The sequence below is a fragment of the Shewanella psychropiezotolerans genome (genome assembly GCF_007197555.1).
Taxonomy (GTDB): domain Bacteria; phylum Pseudomonadota; class Gammaproteobacteria; order Enterobacterales; family Shewanellaceae; genus Shewanella; species Shewanella psychropiezotolerans.
On sequence record NZ_CP041614.1, the window covers coordinates 4,606,900 to 4,625,088 of the forward strand.

At 43.7% G+C, this 18,189-nt stretch carries 17 protein-coding genes and 1 pseudogene; 6 read left to right on the forward strand and 12 right to left on the reverse strand.

The window, feature by feature from the left end; translation table 11 throughout:
- Positions 1–112 precede the first annotated feature (112 nt).
- The 3 genes from FM037_RS20310 to FM037_RS20320 are packed head-to-tail and all read left to right on the forward strand — an operon-like array spanning position 113 to position 965.
- Positions 113–334, forward strand: a complete 222-nt coding sequence (locus FM037_RS20310) for a DUF4177 domain-containing protein (RefSeq protein ID WP_144047497.1) — start codon at positions 113–115, stop codon at positions 332–334.
- Positions 334–570, forward strand: coding sequence for a membrane protein insertion efficiency factor YidD (gene yidD / locus FM037_RS20315; protein ID WP_144047498.1), 237 nt, complete (start codon positions 334–336; stop codon positions 568–570). The genes FM037_RS20310 and yidD overlap by 1 nt, the downstream gene beginning before the upstream one ends.
- Positions 567–965 (forward strand): TM2 domain-containing protein, encoded by a 399-nt coding sequence (locus tag FM037_RS20320; RefSeq protein ID WP_227992499.1) that lies wholly within the window; start codon positions 567–569, stop codon positions 963–965. The genes yidD and FM037_RS20320 overlap by 4 nt, the downstream gene beginning before the upstream one ends.
- A 123-nt stretch (positions 966–1,088) precedes the next feature.
- Here FM037_RS20320 and FM037_RS20325 read toward each other — a convergent pair whose 3' ends face one another.
- From FM037_RS20325 to FM037_RS20365, 10 genes are all read right to left on the reverse strand, one after another.
- The gene (locus tag FM037_RS20325; protein WP_144047499.1) at positions 1,089–1,268 is read right to left on the reverse strand and encodes a CCGSCS motif protein; all 180 of its coding nucleotides are present in this window, start codon (positions 1,266–1,268) and stop codon (positions 1,089–1,091) included.
- Between the two features lie 198 nt (positions 1,269–1,466).
- A complete protein-coding gene (locus FM037_RS20330; protein ID WP_229380950.1) occupies positions 1,467–2,819 on the reverse strand; it encodes a hypothetical protein in 1,353 nt (450 codons plus the stop codon).
- Positions 2,816–3,499, reverse strand: a complete 684-nt coding sequence (locus tag FM037_RS20335; RefSeq protein WP_144047500.1) for an ABC transporter ATP-binding protein — start codon at positions 3,497–3,499, stop codon at positions 2,816–2,818. The genes FM037_RS20330 and FM037_RS20335 overlap by 4 nt, the downstream gene beginning before the upstream one ends.
- Positions 3,500–3,554: 55 nt before the next feature.
- On the reverse strand, positions 3,555–4,805 hold the full coding sequence (locus FM037_RS20340; RefSeq protein WP_144047501.1) for an ABC transporter permease: 1,251 nt from the start codon (positions 4,803–4,805) through the stop codon (positions 3,555–3,557).
- A 437-nt stretch (positions 4,806–5,242) separates the two neighbouring features.
- Entirely contained in the window at positions 5,243–5,671 is a 429-nt protein-coding gene (locus FM037_RS29665; protein WP_229380951.1) for an ABC transporter permease, read from the reverse strand.
- Positions 5,668–6,498: an ABC transporter permease gene (locus FM037_RS20345; protein ID WP_229380952.1), complete on the reverse strand. Its 831-nt coding sequence runs from the start codon at positions 6,496–6,498 to the stop codon at positions 5,668–5,670. Before FM037_RS20345 ends, FM037_RS29665 begins: the two co-directional genes overlap by 4 nt.
- A gap of 49 nt (positions 6,499–6,547) precedes the next feature.
- Positions 6,548–7,243, reverse strand: coding sequence for an outer membrane lipoprotein-sorting protein (locus tag FM037_RS20350; protein WP_227992497.1), 696 nt, complete (start codon positions 7,241–7,243; stop codon positions 6,548–6,550).
- Between the two features lie 284 nt (positions 7,244–7,527).
- Positions 7,528–8,214, reverse strand: a complete 687-nt coding sequence (locus tag FM037_RS20355) for a DUF3313 domain-containing protein (RefSeq protein ID WP_144047503.1) — start codon at positions 8,212–8,214, stop codon at positions 7,528–7,530.
- Positions 8,215–8,348: 134 nt separating this feature from the next.
- Positions 8,349–11,441, reverse strand: coding sequence for an efflux RND transporter permease subunit (locus FM037_RS20360; protein ID WP_229380953.1), 3,093 nt, complete (start codon positions 11,439–11,441; stop codon positions 8,349–8,351).
- The gene (locus tag FM037_RS20365) at positions 11,441–12,715 is read right to left on the reverse strand and encodes an efflux RND transporter periplasmic adaptor subunit (protein WP_144047504.1); all 1,275 of its coding nucleotides are present in this window, start codon (positions 12,713–12,715) and stop codon (positions 11,441–11,443) included. The genes FM037_RS20360 and FM037_RS20365 overlap by 1 nt, the downstream gene beginning before the upstream one ends.
- A 324-nt stretch (positions 12,716–13,039) precedes the next feature.
- Between FM037_RS20365 and FM037_RS20370 the strand changes: the two genes are divergently transcribed.
- From FM037_RS20370 to FM037_RS20380, 3 genes are all read left to right on the forward strand, one after another.
- Complete coding sequence (locus FM037_RS20370; protein WP_144047505.1) at positions 13,040–13,510, forward strand: hypothetical protein; 471 nt, start codon at positions 13,040–13,042, stop codon at positions 13,508–13,510.
- A 101-nt stretch (positions 13,511–13,611) separates the two neighbouring features.
- Positions 13,612–14,184 (forward strand): hypothetical protein, encoded by a 573-nt coding sequence (locus FM037_RS20375; RefSeq protein WP_144047506.1) that lies wholly within the window; start codon positions 13,612–13,614, stop codon positions 14,182–14,184.
- 129 nt (positions 14,185–14,313) lie between these two features.
- Positions 14,314–15,963 (forward strand): winged helix-turn-helix domain-containing protein, encoded by a 1,650-nt coding sequence (locus FM037_RS20380; protein ID WP_144047507.1) that lies wholly within the window; start codon positions 14,314–14,316, stop codon positions 15,961–15,963.
- Between the two features lie 24 nt (positions 15,964–15,987).
- Here the strand turns inward: FM037_RS20380 and FM037_RS29670 are convergent, their stop codons facing one another.
- Both FM037_RS29670 and fusA read right to left on the reverse strand, forming a co-directional pair.
- Positions 15,988–16,323 carry a hypothetical protein gene (locus FM037_RS29670; protein ID WP_407695670.1) on the reverse strand — a complete coding sequence of 112 codons (336 nt, stop codon included), beginning with the start codon at positions 16,321–16,323 and terminating at the stop codon, positions 15,988–15,990.
- A gap of 18 nt (positions 16,324–16,341) precedes the next feature.
- Positions 16,342–18,059, reverse strand: a pseudogene (fusA, locus tag FM037_RS20385) (elongation factor G); the annotation flags it as partial.
- Positions 18,060–18,189: the final 130 nt, after the last annotated feature.

An 18,189-nucleotide genomic window follows, 5' to 3' on the forward strand; every position in this document is an offset into this window, starting at 1 on the left:
ATATAAATATCAGCTTCTTTACTCTCAATAGGCATTGAATGTCATTTACGTCACCTAATTATTAATGTAAGTTATTGTCTATATTAGAATTAAAATTTAATTTAGGAAGATAATGACAAGTTATAAAGAGTACAAGGTAGTTCATATCGTCGAAGGTGGCTGCGGTACGATCTTTTTAGGCTCCAGCGGTCTACCACTAAAAAAAATGGAAGCAACACTTAATGAGCAAGCCGCTGAAGGCTGGCAAGTCGTGTTTCAAGTGATCGAACGTAAGCGTTTTTGGCTATTTTGGAGTCGAGAAGCCGTGATTGTCACTTTAGGTCGTAACGGCTAATGAGTTTATCCAAGCTGGCTATCGCTTTGATTAATAGCTATCAGCGCAAAGGCGGCTCTAAACATTACTTTAGTCTGGAATGTAACTTTATACCGACCTGCTCAGAATACACTAAACAAGCCATCAATTATTATGGCCTGTTTACTGGCTGCAAACTCGGATTAAAACGTATTATGCGCTGTTCAGAGCCTGATTGTGCCAATATCAGTCATGATCCACTGCATAAGGGGCAATGATGTTCTTGTCTAAACAGGCCTTAGTCGAACAAGAGGAAGCTATACGTCTTAAAGTTCGTCAGCTAAGCGATGAACAGAGAAAGCATTACCATAGATTAGAGCTTAAAAGCATTAAAGATCCGGACACCTATGCCGTATTAAATTGGTGCTTTATTGCAGGATTTCACCACTTTTACCTTGGGAAATTTGTTCGCGGCGCAGTGAATTCGAGTCTATTTATTTTAGGGCTCATTCTATTGTTCTGTGTCGAGCCTCCCTGGATTGGCCTTGGCATTTATGGCCTAGTATTCCTGTTAGAGTTACCTCAATTACTCAATGCACAAAATATCATCCATCAATACAATAACCAAGTGATGCAAGCTTGTTTAACCGACATCCTCAACGAAAAAAGCTGAAAAGCCCTAAGCTTAGAGATGGTTCATTCTTAATGATGAGAGAGCTTGTTACTAAAAATCCTCGATCTATCGAGGATTTTTTATGACACTTTCGATTTCAACTAACATTCATACCATTCGAAATTATGAACATGAGCCGCAGCACACACCGGGTTCACCATGTTTAGGCTTCTTCTCTGCCTCAATATCAGTATTCTCCTGCTCTGATCCCTGCTTCAAACTTTGAATAGACTCAAGTTCAGTTTGGGTATTTTTTCCTGCCGCATCTTTCTTTTTGAAAAAACTAACACCTGCTAAAGCCATTGTGATCCCCTTTAAACAACACGTTAAACATTTATATTTTACGCATGTTATTAACTTCGACTATTGTAGTCAAATATATAGTGCTGTTTGTGAGCAAGGTCTCAAATAATGAATAGCATTAGATGCAGGATGACACGCTAATAATCAATATGAATCGGGGTTAAGCAATCATTCCCCTAATGCGTAATAAATCTCCGACTAAAAGCTCCATTTAAGCTGCATATAACCCAGTGTCGAGGGAGTCACGCCGAACAAACTGCCACTGCTGCCATCGAAGCGTTGAGCGACCATTAACAAGCTCCACTCATTTGCGAGAGAATAACTCATGTTGGCACCAATAAAGTAAGAGCCATCATCATAAAAACTGCTGCTAAAGGTGAGTCGGCTCAAGGGCGAGATATCGAAGCCAAGCTCCAGATAACGGGTCCAGTTGGTAAAACTTAAGGTTCTTGCTGTCAGAGGAAGGTTTAAATAGAGCAAGGCGCTATCAGGCTCAGTCGGATTGGAGATATGCAGCACTGACCCTCTGACCATCCAGTTTCTCGGTCCGGTGAAACTGTAATCCATCTCCAGAGTCGATACACTAGTTGCAACTAAACGCTGTGGCTCACCGGAAAAAGCATTGAAAACGTCCGCTGTATTAATATTCGGAGCATTAGCACTTGGAGTGTGAATGCCTGAAATACTAGCGCTCGCATTATATGCAGCCGCGTCTTCGACTGGCCAATAGTCATATTGAGGGTCAAAATAGCTAAACTCGCCTCTGAATCCGGCCCCCGATAGATCTCCGGCAAAACCGGCTCCCAAGACATGATCAAATCCCGACTTTCCGATTAAAAACTGCAAATCCCAGCTCTCATAATTGCTCAGATAACGCATAGCAAAACTGGTTAATTTGCTGTCTTGGTTTGGGTTATAGACAAAATCTAATGAACTGGCAAAGCCGAGTTGTCGGCTAATAAGCACAGCATCAGCGCCACTTCGCTCCTCATAGTCAAAATCATATATCGAGTAAGCATTGAAGATATCGTTTGGGTTCCACAACGTACTCATCGCCCAGTTAATACGAAAACGCCCCACCCTAGCCTGCCAGTCTCCACCAGCGAATTCACTGGGTTTCCAATCTATATAAGCACGATCAAACTGAGTATTCCCCACCCAGGCATCGTTATCAAGCCAGGTTGTCGACATATCCCAGTAACCAGGGTCTGAGCCTATCAGATCGCCATAGCCGGGAACTTCTGCACTATCCCCATAGAAGAGTCGATTACGCATCGAGACATTAAATCTCAGCTCACTATCGAAGCGGTATTCGAAGTTAAATCTTTGATGTAACAGGTGATCCGATATACCTGATGAGTCATCGGGAGAAGTGTAAGTGCCCATGTACTTTATATAACCATCGAGGTCCCAGCTTTTAGCGGGTTCAAGACCCGGAATAGGTGAAGCGAGTACCGGATTCAAGAGTAAAATAATTAAGCCAAACAATAGTGAAGCAGTGAGTCTCACAGCACTCTTCACTGCACTTGTACCTGTCCCTGCACTCTTCACCGCACACGGTCCTCGGTTAATTGACCATCTTCAAAGACAATGACCCGGCGCGCACGCTTGATCACCCGTGGGTCATGAGTTGAGAAGATAAAAGTCGTGCCCTCATTTTCGTTGAGCTGCTGCATGATATCCAGTAACTCAGAGGTGTTGGCCGCATCTAAATTTGCAGTCGGCTCATCGGCCATCACAAACCTGGGCCTTGGGGCTAACGCTCGTGCCACTGCGACACGCTGCTGTTGACCACCAGAGAGTTTGGAAGGCACCTTATGCAAATGATCCCCCAATCCCACGCGATTCAAGAGTTCAGTGGCTCGTACCCGACATTCTGCCTCGCTATGTCCCTGCAACTGCATGACAAATTCTACATTTTCCAGTGCAGTCAACACTGGCAGTAAACTGTAATCCTGGAAGATAAAACCAATATTATCCCGGCGAAATGCGATCAAGTTTTTATCACTAAGCTCGCAGATATCATTGCCATCAATGACTACCTTCCCGGATGTAGGTTCATCGATGCCACCTATCATGTTTAACAAGGTGGTTTTCCCCGAACCCGAGGGTCCCATCACGGCGACAAACTCTCCCTGTTCAATATTAAGATCTAAGGCTTTGACTGCATGAACAGGAAAATCAGTATCTTGGTTGTAAGTCTTACACAGTTGAGTCGTTCGAATACTCATATTTAGCTCCTCCTCATTACCTCTGACTAAGGCTACTCATCAAAAATAAAAATATTTAGTGCTTTTCAGCCATGGCATCGATCGGGCTAAGTTTCAATATCTGCCTTGCTGGATACAGAGCCGCAAACAGGCTCACGGCTACCACAGTCACTAAGGTAAGAAAGTACTCCCCCGCCGAGACTTGAGGATAAAGCGTCGTATCGACCCCTAATGCGCCAACGCCTTCAGCCATAGCCCCAAGCTCTATTCCCGTAACTTGTAAAATAGTCACTAAGATCCATGCACCGCAAACACCCAAGATACCTCCGGTAACACCTAACAGGCCTGTTTCCAGGATGATCAAGGTAAATACCTTATGTTTTTGCATGCCCACTGCCATCAAAACACCAAACTCACGAGTGCGTTCAAATACCGACATCAACATGATGTTAATAATGCAAAATCCCATTGCCAACATAAATATTCCCAGCACGATGGCATTACTCACGCCGATCTGAGAAATGATGGTGGCCAACATGGGCTGAATTTCCTGCCAGTCTCTGATGCTATTTAGCTTGTCTGTATTAGCTGTTTCAAGCACAAATTCAAGCTTGGTTTTCACCTGCAAGGCAAGTTCATTAGAGAAATAACTGCCACTATTGTTGAGCACGATAGCGATCTCATGAACCCCCTCAAGACCAGCCAGCTTCATCAAGTCACCACGTCTAACATAGAGATTGCCATCATCGAACCCCGTCGATGGGGTCGTGAAGATTCCTGTGACTCTAAAGGCTGCTCCCGTGACATCCTTGTCTATGTTACTGAAGGTCAAGACGACTTTTGAGCCTAGGCGTAAGCGTAAACGGTCGGCGGTTTTCTGTGATACTAAGACAGGGTGTCGTCCCTCGTGAGTCAGCCAACTCCCCTCGACTAACTTGCTGGCTAAAGGAGTGACTCTGGCTTCATCATAGCTATCGACTCCATTGATACGGATCCCGCGGCTGGAGCGCGCCGATGCCACCATGCCATCGACCAAAAATCGTGCAGACCAAGCCTTCACCTCAGGTATATCGGCTAAGGCATCGGTTATCTTATCGGGTGATTGGATAATGAGTTTTAGATCTGGGTTATCAACATATTTTCTATTGTGAACCTGAAGGTCGCTAGTTTGCCAGGCAATAGCATTCTCTATCATGTTGCCGTACATGCCAGTCATAAACCCCATCATAGCCACTACGCCCATCAGACCAAATACCATGGCGCTGAGCATAATCGAGGTACGTAATTTATTTCTCCAAAGATTCCGCCACGCCAGCTTAATAAGCATTGATCACAGCCCCTATCAGTCTAGATACCAAACCAGTGAGCATAATCGAAGTACGTAACCTAGTATGAAATATATGACCCCAAAGATTTCGCCACGCCAGCTTAATCAGCATTAATCACAGCCCCTATCAGTCTAGATACCAAACCTGTGAGCATAATCGAAGTACGTAACCTAGTATGAAATATATGACCCCAAAAATTCCGCCACGCCAGCTTAATAAGCATTGATCACAGCCCCTATCAGTCTAGATACCAAACCAGTGAGCATAATCGAAGTACGTAACCTAGTATGAAATATATGACCCCAAAGATTTCGCCACGCCAGCTTAATCAGCATTAATCACAGCCCCTATCAGTCTAGATACCAAACCTGTGAGCATAATCGAGGTATGTAACCTAGTATGAAATATATGACGCCAAAGATTTCGCCACGCCAACTTAATGAGCATGCTCACCGCCTTTGAGCGCAGTCACGAGATCTAAACGGTAGACCCGCCATAACGGATAAATCAAGCAGAGCAACATCAGAGCGAGTACGATTACGATCTGGTCGATGAACAACCAAGGCGCCAGCATCATAGGAATGATTGGCTCCCAGCCCATATCCAACATGAGTTGCGCCGTTTCCCCAGTTAACTGAATCGGATAGAAGTTAAACCAGATAAGCACAGGTGTGGCGATAACCAAACCTATGATGATGCCGAGCAGTGAGATAAAACTAGATTCCAGCATGACTAAGCCAAGCAGTTTAGGCCGCAACAGACCTGTGGCTAACATGACGCCAAACTCTCGCTGCCGCTCTAATGTCATCATCAAGATAGTGGCAAACAAGCCAAAACCTACGACGCCATAAAGCAGATACATCATAAATATTCCCCCGCCTTATCCATAGCTATCTGCTGCGCCATCTCAGGGGAGAGGTCTTTCCAGTCACGCACATTGACCTGACCAGTAAAACCAGCAGCCTCACCTCGCTCACTATAAACCTGCTTTAACTGATTAACGGTTTGTTCAAGATGAGGGAGATCCCGGGTATGTAACACCCAAGAGGTCACCTGTTTATCGGTACTAAATAGTGTTTGTGCCAGTGACAATGGCATATAGATGAGTTGATTATCGAGCCGAGATATTGGGAAATGCAGCACACCTTTAATGGTGTAGAGACCAGCAGCGGTCTGTCCACGATAGCCTTGACCATACAGTACTACCTCATCGCCAACACCTAGTTTAAAATACTCAGCCAGCCCTTGACCAATTAACACCTGTTTATCATCTCGCGTAAGAAACTCGCCATCGACTAGCTTACTGGCAATACCCGAATAGTCATCTTCAAGCTCAGGTATGACTCCCAGCACCATGACCCCTTTAGACTTTTCACCTGCAGCTGCCAGTGAAAAAGATTCTATTCTGGGTAAAGCACGTTCTACATCAGAGATCTGCTTAGCAATATCGATAAAGGCATCATCTTCAGGAAGAAGATCATCAATACTCTGAGTCTCAGCAAAATCAGAATGCTGTAGCTGAATAAGACCGGTGGAAAAACGGGCACTGTTTTCGATGTTATTTGCATAACTCCCTTCTTGGGTGCTACGCATCACTAACGACAGGATTAACGCTAAGGCGAGTGCGCATGCGGTGAGAATTGTGCGCCGCTTCTGTCGCCACAAATTTCGCCAAGCGAGTTTTAGTAACATAAATTTCCTTAAAGGGGAACGAGGACCTAGGTTCTAGGTACACTCAAGCTTAATCCCTCAACGCCTTCATCTGACTTTGAGAGAAAAAGTCATCGCCAATATCGAAATCAAACTGAGCTTCATGGGTGAGCATCTCGGTCTTATTACCTGGCTTATCGGCGGGGAGCATGATCATGCGAGTCGCGATTAAACGTCCACCCATCTGTTTAACATCGAAGGTCTCCATGGTATTTACCAAGTCATCGAACTCGTCATAAAATTCGACTTTACGCTGAAGATAACTCTCTGTTGAAACCCATAACCTGATCTTACTCCACACCACTGGCGCATCGGGTTTAGCGATAGCGTCTATCACATAGCTGTTGTCACCGTCGATAACCTGCTCTTCGATGAGCTGATGGTCATAATCCACCACTATGGATGACTGATTGATAAGATCATCATTGGTAAAGTCCGAGCCCATCCAAGATTGGCTGAGCATAGATGGCGCAATTTTTATCACACGTTCGATACTGGGGATCCAGTTCCACATCTCTTTCTGACGCTTGAGGGATGCACTGCCTTTATCTTTTGCCGGCGCAGTCACTAGTACAAGAGATAAATCCTGACCCTTGGTCCAACTTTTCATGCTCATGGAGCGGGTCCAATCGGGGCGAATGATATTCATGGTCGCCACGGTATAACTCGAATCCCCTCGCATCTGTTTGTCCGACAGAGTGACTATTTCGGTGGCTGATTTAGCCATAGCCAAGCTTGGAGTTAACATAGATACGAGCAAAGTTAAAGCAACATAAGCTGTAACGTTAGAATGCAATGAACAACGCATAACAAGAGTCCTCACTAACTATCCCAATAAAAAAATGGCAAATTCACCGTTGAATCAATCAACAAGGAATACGCCACTATAACCTATTGAACAAAAAGCGAAACAGTGATTCGTATGACAAGGGAGTGAGATCAAAAAAAGAAGATTTAGCCCAAAAATATAAGGGCTCATAACCCTTATATTATTTCTAAGTTATCTACCTGCTATATCTGATTGGCTTCATTAGCTGCAGATTGGATAAACTGTCTTGTTTCTTTCACGAAATTATCAACATTTTCTCGTATCTGTTCATAGTTCAAATGAGCCCTACTGTTCTCTAGTACACTTGGTGCACTGATCACTGAGACACGCTCAGCCAGAGGCTTCGAGGTAACACTATCAAGGATTTGCGCTTCGACTATGATCCGAACCGTTTTATCTCTTGTTCCTAGTGCCATTTTGACAGAGCCAATTACGGCTCCTATGGGGATAATTTCCGTTAGCTTTAAATCTTCAGGTTCGGTTGTGGCTCGGCTAATTCTTATATTGATTTGAGCCACATGTTCCCCCGCCTTATCAACAACTTTCATTGAAGAGGAAATCTCTTGCCGTAATTGTTCTGTTATCTCATCGGCAAGCTGGTTTAATACCGCTTCGGGGATCTGTTTATCCTGAGTGTAGTCGCGTTTAAGCTCCACTTTAGACACCATTAAAGCCGTATAGTATTGGGGAACTATAGATTTAGATATCCACTGTATTCCCTTCTTGTCGGCGTCATAATCTACCTCATGTAGAGGTTCATTGATCAATGAATCTGTCGTAGCAAGATCTGTTGCCGTTGGCGTTAGGCTCGAACACCCCGACAAGAACACGAGTACCAAAGCCAATGTAAAATGTATTAAAGTTTTCATAGAAATGTCCTATTTAAATCGGTTTATGAGGAGTTAGATTTAATCTTAATGAGGTTTAAGCATTCGTTATCAAGGCGAGTTGAAGCCAGCAGCCTGCCTCTGGCTAGCCCCTATTTCCATACTCGCCCAGTTCTTTACTCACTTAGCCCAATAGCAACCTCACTCCTTTGATCATCAGTTTCTATCTCTCGCTGCTTTTTATGATCTTGCGCTAAAAAGGTATAAACCGTCGGGACAACAAACAAGGTAAACAAGGTGCCAATTGACATACCCACAGTGATCACTAAACCAATAGAGAAACGACTCTGTGCACCAGCACCAGATGCCACCAATAATGGCACAACACCTATCACCATGGCCGCTGTTGTCATCAACACAGGTCTTAAGCGTATCGAAGCCGATTTAAGTGCCGCTTCATACTTACTGCAACCTATGTCTCTTTGTAGCTGATTAGCAAACTCAACAATCAAGATCCCATGTTTACTAATCAGTCCGATTAGCGTCACCAGACCCACTTCCGTGTAGATATTTAACGTATCAAGACCAAAATAAAGCGGTAGCATGGCACCAAATATCGATAAAGGGACGCTGGTCAACACTATCAAGGGGTCTCGAAAGCTCTCAAACTGAGCCGCCAACACCAGATAGATAATGATCAGGGCTAAGAAGAAGGTTGCCACCAGAGATGAACCTTCTTGTAGGTACTGACGTAACTGACCCGATGAGTCTACAGAATAGGACTGAGGTAAAATCTGCTTTGCGCCTTGCTCCATCACCTTATACGCTTCACCAATGCTCACACCCGGCATCATTTTAGCCTCAATCATAGCGCTGTTGAGTTGCTGAAATTGGTCGATATTAGAAGGCTGAACACTCTTAGTAATTGTGACTAATGACGCTAATGGCACCATCTCATGGCTCTGAGACTCAACATAATATTGATTCAAATCTGTTGCTGCGTTTCTATCTTCCTGAGGCACTTGAGTGATCACCTGATAACTCCTCCCCTCTAAGGCAAAGTAATTGATGAATCCGCCACTTAAATAGCGAGACAAGACCACACCTATCTCCTGAGCACTGACATCCATCAGCGCCGCTTTATCGCGATTAATACTGACCTCTATCTGCGGCTTACTGAAATTCAAATCATTTTGAACATAGATAAACTTGCCACTTTTCATCGCGTAATCTTTTAGCTTCTCAGCATATTGGTAGAGATCATTATAATTGCCCGTAGGTGTTTTCAAGATCATCTGAAATGGCAGTCCTTGAGGCGTACCAGGTAGGTCGGGTGGCGAAAAGGTATAAATCTGCACACCGGGTAACGTCTTACTATCGGCTTGAAAACGCTTCATGACCTCTTTCGCTGTCGCTTCTCGCTCACTCCAATCTTTAAGTACGGTTAAACCAAAGAAAGTATGATCATTTTGATAGCCATTAACCATCATATCCATCTGCTTTTCGGGATATTGATTAACAACTTGAGTGAGAGGTTGAGTGAAATGCGCTAAATAATCCGTATTGGCTTGGACAGGTCCCTTCCCCATCATCATAACGACCCCTTGGTCTTCTTGGGGCGCAAGCTCTGAGGCTGTGTGACTAAACATAAATACCAAAGCCAATAGGATACTGGCCGCCAGCGGCCATACCATCACTCTATTATCTAATACTAATCTCAGAAGACGAGTATATCTGTGCGTGATAGCAGCCATCACTGAGTTGATACTCTTGACCAGAGCTCCCTCCAACACGCTCTTAGATAAAACTTTTGAGCACATCATTGGCGTTAACGTCAGGGCAATAAAGCCTGAGATAAGCACTGAACCCGCTAAGGTAAAGGCAAATTCAGTGAACAATTTACCTGTGAGACCGCCCATAAAACCAATAGGTGCATATACTGCAGCTAAGGTGATGGTCATAGCAATAACCGGCCCGGCTATCTCTCTGGCACTGACCATTGCCGCCTGCACAGGAGACAGTCCCTCTTCTAAATGCCTAAATGTGTTTTCCACCACAACTATCGCATCATCTACCACCAGCGAAATCGCTAACACCATAGCCAAGAGCGTCAGCAGATTGATACTAAAGCCCAAGGTCAACATAAAGAATAAAGAACCAATTAAAGACAGAGGTATTGTCACTAGTGGAATGAGCATGGCTCTCATAGAGCCTAAAAAAGCGAAGATGACCATCACCACGATTAATGCCGCCTCAATTAATGTCTTGGCCACTTCATCGATTGAGGTGGTAATAAACTTAGTCGAGTCATAGACAACAGACGCATGCATCCCCACTGGCAAGCTATCAATAATACTTGGAAGCACTTTATAGGCATCGGCAACCACAGAGAGCGGATTAGAATTAGACGTATTGCTGATAGCCGTTAATACCGAAGGCTTACCATTAAAGTTAACTTGAGCATCATAAGAATTAGCCCCGAGCTCCACAGTTGCAATATCCTCAAGGTGTATTAAACGGCCATCGACCTCTTTTAAGCTAATATTGTTAAAATCGGCAACCGAAGATGCATCAGTATGAGCGTTAATATCCATCTCAATATACTCATCTTTAATCTTGCCTGCCGCGCTTACAGTGTTATTGCTTTTTATGGCATTTTGCACATCGCTGGCGGTGATCCCTAAAGCCGCCATCTTGGTTGGATTAAGCCAAATACGCATCGCAAAATCACGTTGTCCCAGAATATCGACTTTAGAGACACCACTCACAGTCGACAATGTAGGCTTAACGACACGACTGATATAATCAGAGATCTGCTCAGTGGCTAAGGTGTCGCTGGAAAATGACAGATACAGGATCGGCGACTGAGACGTTGACTTTAGAATGCTGGGATCTTGTACGCCTGCGGGCAGCCGATACTTCACCTGCTGTACCAAAGATAAGATTTCGGTTAGTGCTTTATCTGAGGGGTAATCCAGCTTGAGATAAACCGTGATCAAAGACTTACCTAAACTGCTGTTGGAGGTCATATAATCGATACCTTCAGTCTGGGCAATCTGTGCCTGTAAAGGCTGAGTCACATAGCCCTGAACACTCGACGAACTCGCTCCCGGATATTGGGTGCTGATGGTTATGACTCCTGTTTCTAGTTTTGGATATTGCCTCACTTGCAACATGTCATAGGCCTTGAATCCGAGTACCAATAGCGCAAGGCTTAGCACAACCGATAAGACGGGGCGCTTTATAAAAATATCAGTAAACTTCATCATTATTCCCCCTGGTTATGGTTAACTTCAGCGCTGTTACTACCCACTCTCTTTTGAGTAAATGTTTTCTGTACCACTGATGTTTGATCTGAGTTCGCTGCTACAGCAAACGCTTCACTGTTGTTTAGCAAAACCTTACTGCCAGGCTTTAACTGCTGCTGGTTAGAAGTCACCACTTGCTCACCTTCACTCACACCAGAAACAATTCCAAGGTTTCCTCCCCTTGTAGGGCCCACTTGAACGGCTCGGCGCTCAACCTGATATTCAAACATTCCTTTATGTTCTTTACTAGCACACTTAGTCTCAGGTTTAAGCACATAGACGGCATCACCATAAAGAGAATATGTCACTGCAATACTTGGCAGTGGGATCACATGGGCCATGTGATTACTTTGAATATTGGCTTCAACATACATACCTGAGATAAGTGGTACTCTGGAGCCCAGCACCTGAGCACGGATATCTAAGTTATGTGAAACACTGTCGACCATAGGGTCTATGGCAATGATACTGGCTATAAAATCCTCACCTGGATAGGTATCGGTTGAGAAATGAACTTGCTGTTTTAACGCCACCCTTGACAGATAGGCTTCAGGGATTGAAAAATCGATAAATTGATTATCTTGATTTTGAAGCTCAACGATCGATGTTCCTGGCTGAACATAATCACCTATGTTCACGTTCCTTATACCAAGCCGACCAGAGAATGGTGCCTTGATGGCCATAAAATCCATCTGGGTTTGAATATATTCGACGTCGGCCTGACTGGTTGAAAGCTTAGCAAATGACGAATCTACAGCATCTTGGGAAGTACTATGAGTCTTTAACAGTTTTAACTGACGTTGGTACTCGAGCTCTGCCAACATCAGGTTAGCCTGACTGGTCTTTAAGTTTGCCTTTAGCAGACGAGTATCTAACTGCACAATAAGCTGGCCCTCCTCAACATACTCACCTGAGCTAAAAGCTATCCGCTTAATTTGCCCTGACAATTGCGGAGTAATATCCACCTCTTGGTTAGCTGTCACATGGCCAACAGCCTTGATCTCTTCGAGCCAGTCTTCCTTATAAGTACTCACAGATGTCACCGCCACAGGGGGAAACGAGAAAGCCGCCAACTTAGTTTTAATCATATATTGCTTAAAAAAGTAAAAACCAAATACCAATAAAAGAATAATAGCGATTAATGAAAAGGTACCGATCACAAACCTCTTCGACATTTTACCCGTCACTTTTTCAGGCAAACTCTTTGATACTTCTTCTGACACTAATCTAGACATAGGAGCTCCTGCTCAATCGAAATTCATTTCATAGGGCAGATATTAATGAAAGGGAAAATACAAAAAATAAACTAAAGATAAGGTAAATATAATCAATATATAAACGTCAAATGTTGCAGGTTAAACGCTTATAAATTTTTGGTCATTTACGATGAAGACAGCTCATAAGCACAAATATAAAAACAATAAACAAATTAAATACAATCGCTTGAACTAAAAGCAGATGAGTTTATATATTTTTTATCTGTTGTTTATGTATCTAAGGTTCAAAGCCAATAACCTAGGCCTCTAGTAATTTTCTTAATGTGGTTTTAGGAGTTCAACATGAAAACATTGGCTATAACCTTATTAGCATTCACCTCTATATCAGCCTCAGCAGCCAGCTTGGACAGCAGCAACATAGACTTGGAAATATTCAATAAAAGTATGAGCCAGCTCGAGCAAGTGGACATAAAAGATAATATTTACATCTCCACAGCTTCCACTCAGTTCGATGATATAACCCGTGAAACTGAGTACATGTATGAATTTACCAGCATAGATAGAGTGAGTAATAAACAAGCTTTTGAGATGAAGCTCAATAAGGCTAAGTCCTACTATATCTACGGTATCAGCGGCCTTAAAAATTTAACCAGCAGTGTATCCAAACGCTTGAGTAAAGATAAACCAGACTATTTCTCTGCCAGCCTACTGCAAGGCAACAAATACTATAACGGCTTCAGCGAATATATCGCCAAAGTGACGGAGTACAGCCAAGCACTCCCCCAATTCTTAATTAAAATCAAGATGAGATAAGTCCATTTGCCTAGGACTATGGGCTTAGCTCCATTTTGCATAGGTTAGTACCTAGCCCATATTCTAACGAATCCGAAATCGAAACTGTAGAGTACAAAAATATGCCTCCACTATTAGCTAAAAATTCGACCAATCTCTTCTTTGGTTTTTCTAAAATTAGTGCTATCAGCTTGCTGCTGTTTGCTGCACTGACACCAAACGTGTTTGCAGCAGATTCATACGCTTCTGTCAGTTATGGCACCATACAGGAAGCCAATGAGATAGCTAACCCTTGGTATGCTAGCGCCACCTACGGCTACACCATAAAAATGATTGGGTCTGAGAAACTTGTTCGTATAGAGAGTCAAACGAACAAGATCATGCAAGGCGATTGTGTAGCAATCGACTCAAGTGATAAAGGCAAGTCAGTCAGGCGCACCAATAACAGCTATTGTGCCATAAAGATCAAGGACACCAGCGACAATAATCAAAGCTCAATTAAGCCAGTAACAGATGTAAAACAGGCTAAAAGTGAGCATAAAAATAGCCCCAAAATGGCTAGTAATAACAGTAAGTCAAGTGAAATCACTGATGCATGTCAGTTAGCTATAGACCTGATGAAGCAGAAAGATTTTGGTCCAGAGCGCCGTAAAGCCCGTCAGCATGCCTATCAAGTATGCGAAGAGCCCAACTAATCACGACAAGCTTTCCACATTAAGTAAGGCCACCTATTTAGGTGGCCTTACTTAAGATCAACCTGCAATAATTGATATTTATCAAAAACAGCCTAAGATGGCATTAGATAGAATAAGTCAGGAATATAGATGGCAAAGGTAAGTTACCAAATCGATAACTGGATCTTCATCCCCCACGAAAATAAGCTCATATTAGACGGGCAGGAAACACTTATCGACAACCGTTTATCTAACCTCTTGTTATATCTCTGCCAAAACCCTATGACTACCTTGAGTCGTGATGAATTGATTGATGAGGTTTGGAAGGGCTTAGTACTAACAGATCAAGTCATCACTCAAGCGATATTTGAGTTGAGAAAAATTCTTAAAACCAACCATAAACACCTTCAGGGCTATATTATCACCGTCCCTAAGCGTGGTTATAAACTCGACATTAACATCCAGGTTTTACCCTCAACAAATAAAACCGACACTCACACCGAAAAAGAGAGTCTTACAGATGGGCACATAATTCATGTGGCTGGAATTAGGCAAGAAGCAAGCCCAGATGATAAAAAGCATATCGACTCTATTTCAAATAAAACGGCCATAGACAATAAAAATATTCAATTAAACCAATCTAGTAGTTCAATCAGTGCTAAAACTGAAAGCCTTAGCAAGCAGAATCAAAATAATGAAGGTAAATCAACCAAGAAGGCAACCGGATTAACAGCGCCTATTGCTATTACAACGCTCATCTTCTGCCTCATTTTGTTAGTATTTATTAGCCCATTTTCGCTCCGAGGGGTCGATAAGATATCAAAAGACACAAACTCAGAAGAGAAAGACAGGGCTACTCAGTTCGGCTCAGAAGTCATCTATAACAATTTAGAACCCAGATTTATCCGAGCCAGAATCAATACAGATATAACCTCAGCACAAATTCAACATGGGGTAATTTTTAAGATCGTTGAATACCTCAAATACAATGTTAACTTTCGCATAGCCTTTCATAATACGCCGCACAATGATGCAGCTAAAGAACTGACGTTTATCATTACCGAGGAAAATGGCGTCAGTTACATCAATGTGGAGTACTTTAATCGCATCTCGCAATATCAGCATCTGGATCGAAAATATAGAATTGATAACAACAATTTAAAACCAACAATTAATCGTATGTTGAGCGATATTCTCACCTCTTTTAATGTCGACGTTAGCAAGGAAAAAATTAACGAATTATTAAGCTCTATGCCAGAAGATCCACAAGCATTGGCTTATACACTCGAAGCCTTTGCCGCCCTGCACACCCCCAAAGATCAGTTAAAATCCGTAGGCCTAATGAGAAAAGCGCTCGAACTCGCGCCAGACAATCATTACCTGCTCTCCACCAATTACATCTACAGCATGGTGGTCACCTACCTAAATAAAGGCAAGGAGCCTCAGCAGCAAGTCGACAAACTCAACCAAGCGTTCGAGAAAATAATTCCCATTTTAGTCAAGGGAATCAGATCCGATAAAGTCAATGAAGCACTGGCCATGAATGCGTTATCTAAAGATCGGCCAATTGAAGCGTTAAAATATCTCAAAGCCATACCGAACAAACATGAGACGGTGATAACCTTCATACTTAAAGCTAAACTATCCGAAAGCTTCGGTAACCCCGCCACAGCCGAAGAGTATTACTATCAGGCAATACATGAGTCTGAGACGCCGCGGGTACTGGAAATCGCTGAGAGTTTATTTTTCTACAGCGACCTCTCTAAAATGAAGAGCAAGATGAAAGCACAAATTCATTAATATAAGAAGCAGATGTTAAAGAGCTTATTCTTTCGCATGTGCAACTAGTTGCTGCTGCACATGTTCAGGCGTCACGTCATAACGGCTAAATACCATCGAAAATTGACCATCTCCACCTGTCATAGACTTAAGCCGTGTTGAGTAATCATCAACTGAGGCGAGGGGCGCTTCGACGCTCACCTCAATCTTCTGCTCACCGATTGAATTTGTGCCGCACACCATGCCACGACGCGCACAGATATCACCGGTAATATCCCCTACTTGCTCAGCCGCGACACAGATTTGCATCTCGACTATAGGCTCTAAAATAACTGGATCCGCCTGACTAACGGCATCGATAAAGGCTTTCTTACCCGCCATGACGAAGGCTATCTCTTTAGAGTCGACACTGTGATGCTTACCATCGAGCAAACTCACCCTGATATCTTGCATGGGAAAGCCTGCTAATCCTCCACTTAACATGGCTTCTTTTATCCCCCTTTCCACCGCAGGAATATATTGGCCGGGAACCGATCCCCTACCACTTTACTGACAAATTCAAAACCTGTGCCTCTTGGTAAAGGTTCAACGAAGATCTCTACTTCGCCAAATTGGCCCGAACCGCCAGATTGTTTCTTATGGCGATAGCGTATCTTGGCACTGGTGGTGATCGTCTCTCGGTAAGCAACTGCAGGTTTTTCTGTATCCATATCCACATGAAATAGCTCATGGGCTTTTTCGATAGCGATTTGCAGATGAAGTTCACCTTGGCCCTGTAATACTGTCTGCCCCTCGGCATCTTTGCTACCCAGGCTATAGTTACCCAAGCGCAAACTGGGATCTTCCACCACCAACTTGTGTAGCACTTCAGCAATCTTATGTTCATCACCACGACGCTTGGGGCTGACCGCCAAGCCAAAAATGGGCTGAGGGAAGTTCATTTCAGGCAAGTGAAATTGGTCCTCATCATGGCTATCATGGAGCACGGCTCCTATCTCGAGTTCATCTATCTTAGCCAGTGCAATAATATCTCCCGGCACAGCACGCGGCACACCGACATGCTTATTCCCCTGAAGCTTAAACAAGTGAGTAACTTTAACAGGCTTACGCCCCTCACCGATGTAGAGCTTCATGCCGATAGTGATGCTTCCTTGATGAAGTCTCATCACAGCAACGCGGCCAAAAAAAGGATCGATAGAGACACAAAATACATGGGCTAAAACATGGTCTCCGGCTTTTTGCGTCACATCTACGGGCTTCATTTCGTCGCCGAACCCTCTGACAAATTGAGGAGGGTTGGCCTCTAATGGATTGGGCATCAACTTAGTAATCACCTCAAGCAGGGAATCAATGCCCACATCGGTTTCTGCACTGGTGAAACAGACTGGTACCAGATGACCCATCCTTAACGCCATTTCTAATGGTTCATGGAGCTGCTCTGGGGTCAAGATCTCCCCCTGCTCCAGATAAAGCTCCATTAGATCTTCATCTTCCTCTAATACGGTATCGACAAGCTCATCACGCGCTGCCGACGCCGAGTGAAACAGCGACTCGGTGCCACTTTCACCAGTGGCATCATTAGCACAGTGTAAATAGCAATCCACCACAGCATCTAAACCAGCTATGGGCAAGTTAACTGGCAGACATCGAGTGCCAAACTTGGCTTGTATATCATAAAGTAGCTCAGATAATTTATCTTGGTTGCCATCGATATGATTGATTGCAATCAAGACGACTTTCCCTTGGGTTCTGGCCGCCTCGAATGCTCTATGGGTCAAAGTCTCGATGCCGGTTCCGGCGTTGATGACTAAGAGTACAGACTCCACCGCTGGCAGGGGTAACAGGGCTCTGCCGAAGAGATCCGGTAATCCAGGAGTATCGATAAGATTGATGTGGTGGTGATTAAAATCGAGATTTAAGAAGGAAGGTTCGAGACTGTGGCGGTGGGATTGTTCTTGGGCAGTGAAATCAGCATGATTTGTGCCCCTATCCACCCTGCCCTTTTGGCTTATCGCCTTGGCCCGATAGAGCAAGGCCTCAATCAGAGTCGATTTTCCCGCCCCAGTGTGTCCAAGCACCGCAAGATTGCGGATCTGCTCGGTGATAAACTCCGCCATAACAACCCCTCCAGAGTTTCCTTCAAGAAAAGGTTAACCCAAAGTTTAATACGTAAATGCTAAAAGGCAATAGTGATTAACTGTTAATTGTAAGTATAGACCTTAGTCAATGCTGGTTATTTGACCTAAG

Coding starts and splice junctions, on each gene's coding strand:
- FM037_RS20340 (WP_144047501.1), bottom strand. CDS start 4,805: ATGCTTATTAAGCTGGCGTGGCGGAATCTTTGGAGAAATAAATTACGT.
- FM037_RS20370 (WP_144047505.1), top strand. CDS start 13,040: ATGAAAACATTGGCTATAACCTTATTAGCATTCACCTCTATATCAGCC.
- FM037_RS20325 (WP_144047499.1), bottom strand. CDS start 1,268: ATGGCTTTAGCAGGTGTTAGTTTTTTCAAAAAGAAAGATGCGGCAGGA.
- FM037_RS20320 (WP_227992499.1), top strand. CDS start 567: ATGATGTTCTTGTCTAAACAGGCCTTAGTCGAACAAGAGGAAGCTATA.
- FM037_RS20365 (WP_144047504.1), bottom strand. CDS start 12,715: ATGTCTAGATTAGTGTCAGAAGAAGTATCAAAGAGTTTGCCTGAAAAA.
- FM037_RS20360 (WP_229380953.1), bottom strand. CDS start 11,441: ATGATGAAGTTTACTGATATTTTTATAAAGCGCCCCGTCTTATCGGTT.
- FM037_RS20355 (WP_144047503.1), bottom strand. CDS start 8,214: ATGAAAACTTTAATACATTTTACATTGGCTTTGGTACTCGTGTTCTTG.
- FM037_RS20345 (WP_229380952.1), bottom strand. CDS start 6,498: ATGTTACTAAAACTCGCTTGGCGAAATTTGTGGCGACAGAAGCGGCGC.
- FM037_RS20310 (WP_144047497.1), top strand. CDS start 113: ATGACAAGTTATAAAGAGTACAAGGTAGTTCATATCGTCGAAGGTGGC.
- FM037_RS20335 (WP_144047500.1), bottom strand. CDS start 3,499: ATGAGTATTCGAACGACTCAACTGTGTAAGACTTACAACCAAGATACT.
- FM037_RS20375 (WP_144047506.1), top strand. CDS start 13,612: ATGCCTCCACTATTAGCTAAAAATTCGACCAATCTCTTCTTTGGTTTT.
- FM037_RS20350 (WP_227992497.1), bottom strand. CDS start 7,243: ATGGCTAAATCAGCCACCGAAATAGTCACTCTGTCGGACAAACAGATG.
- FM037_RS29670 (WP_407695670.1), bottom strand. CDS start 16,323: ATGGCGGGTAAGAAAGCCTTTATCGATGCCGTTAGTCAGGCGGATCCA.
- yidD (WP_144047498.1), top strand. CDS start 334: ATGAGTTTATCCAAGCTGGCTATCGCTTTGATTAATAGCTATCAGCGC.
- FM037_RS20380 (WP_144047507.1), top strand. CDS start 14,314: ATGGCAAAGGTAAGTTACCAAATCGATAACTGGATCTTCATCCCCCAC.
- FM037_RS29665 (WP_229380951.1), bottom strand. CDS start 5,671: ATGATGTATCTGCTTTATGGCGTCGTAGGTTTTGGCTTGTTTGCCACT.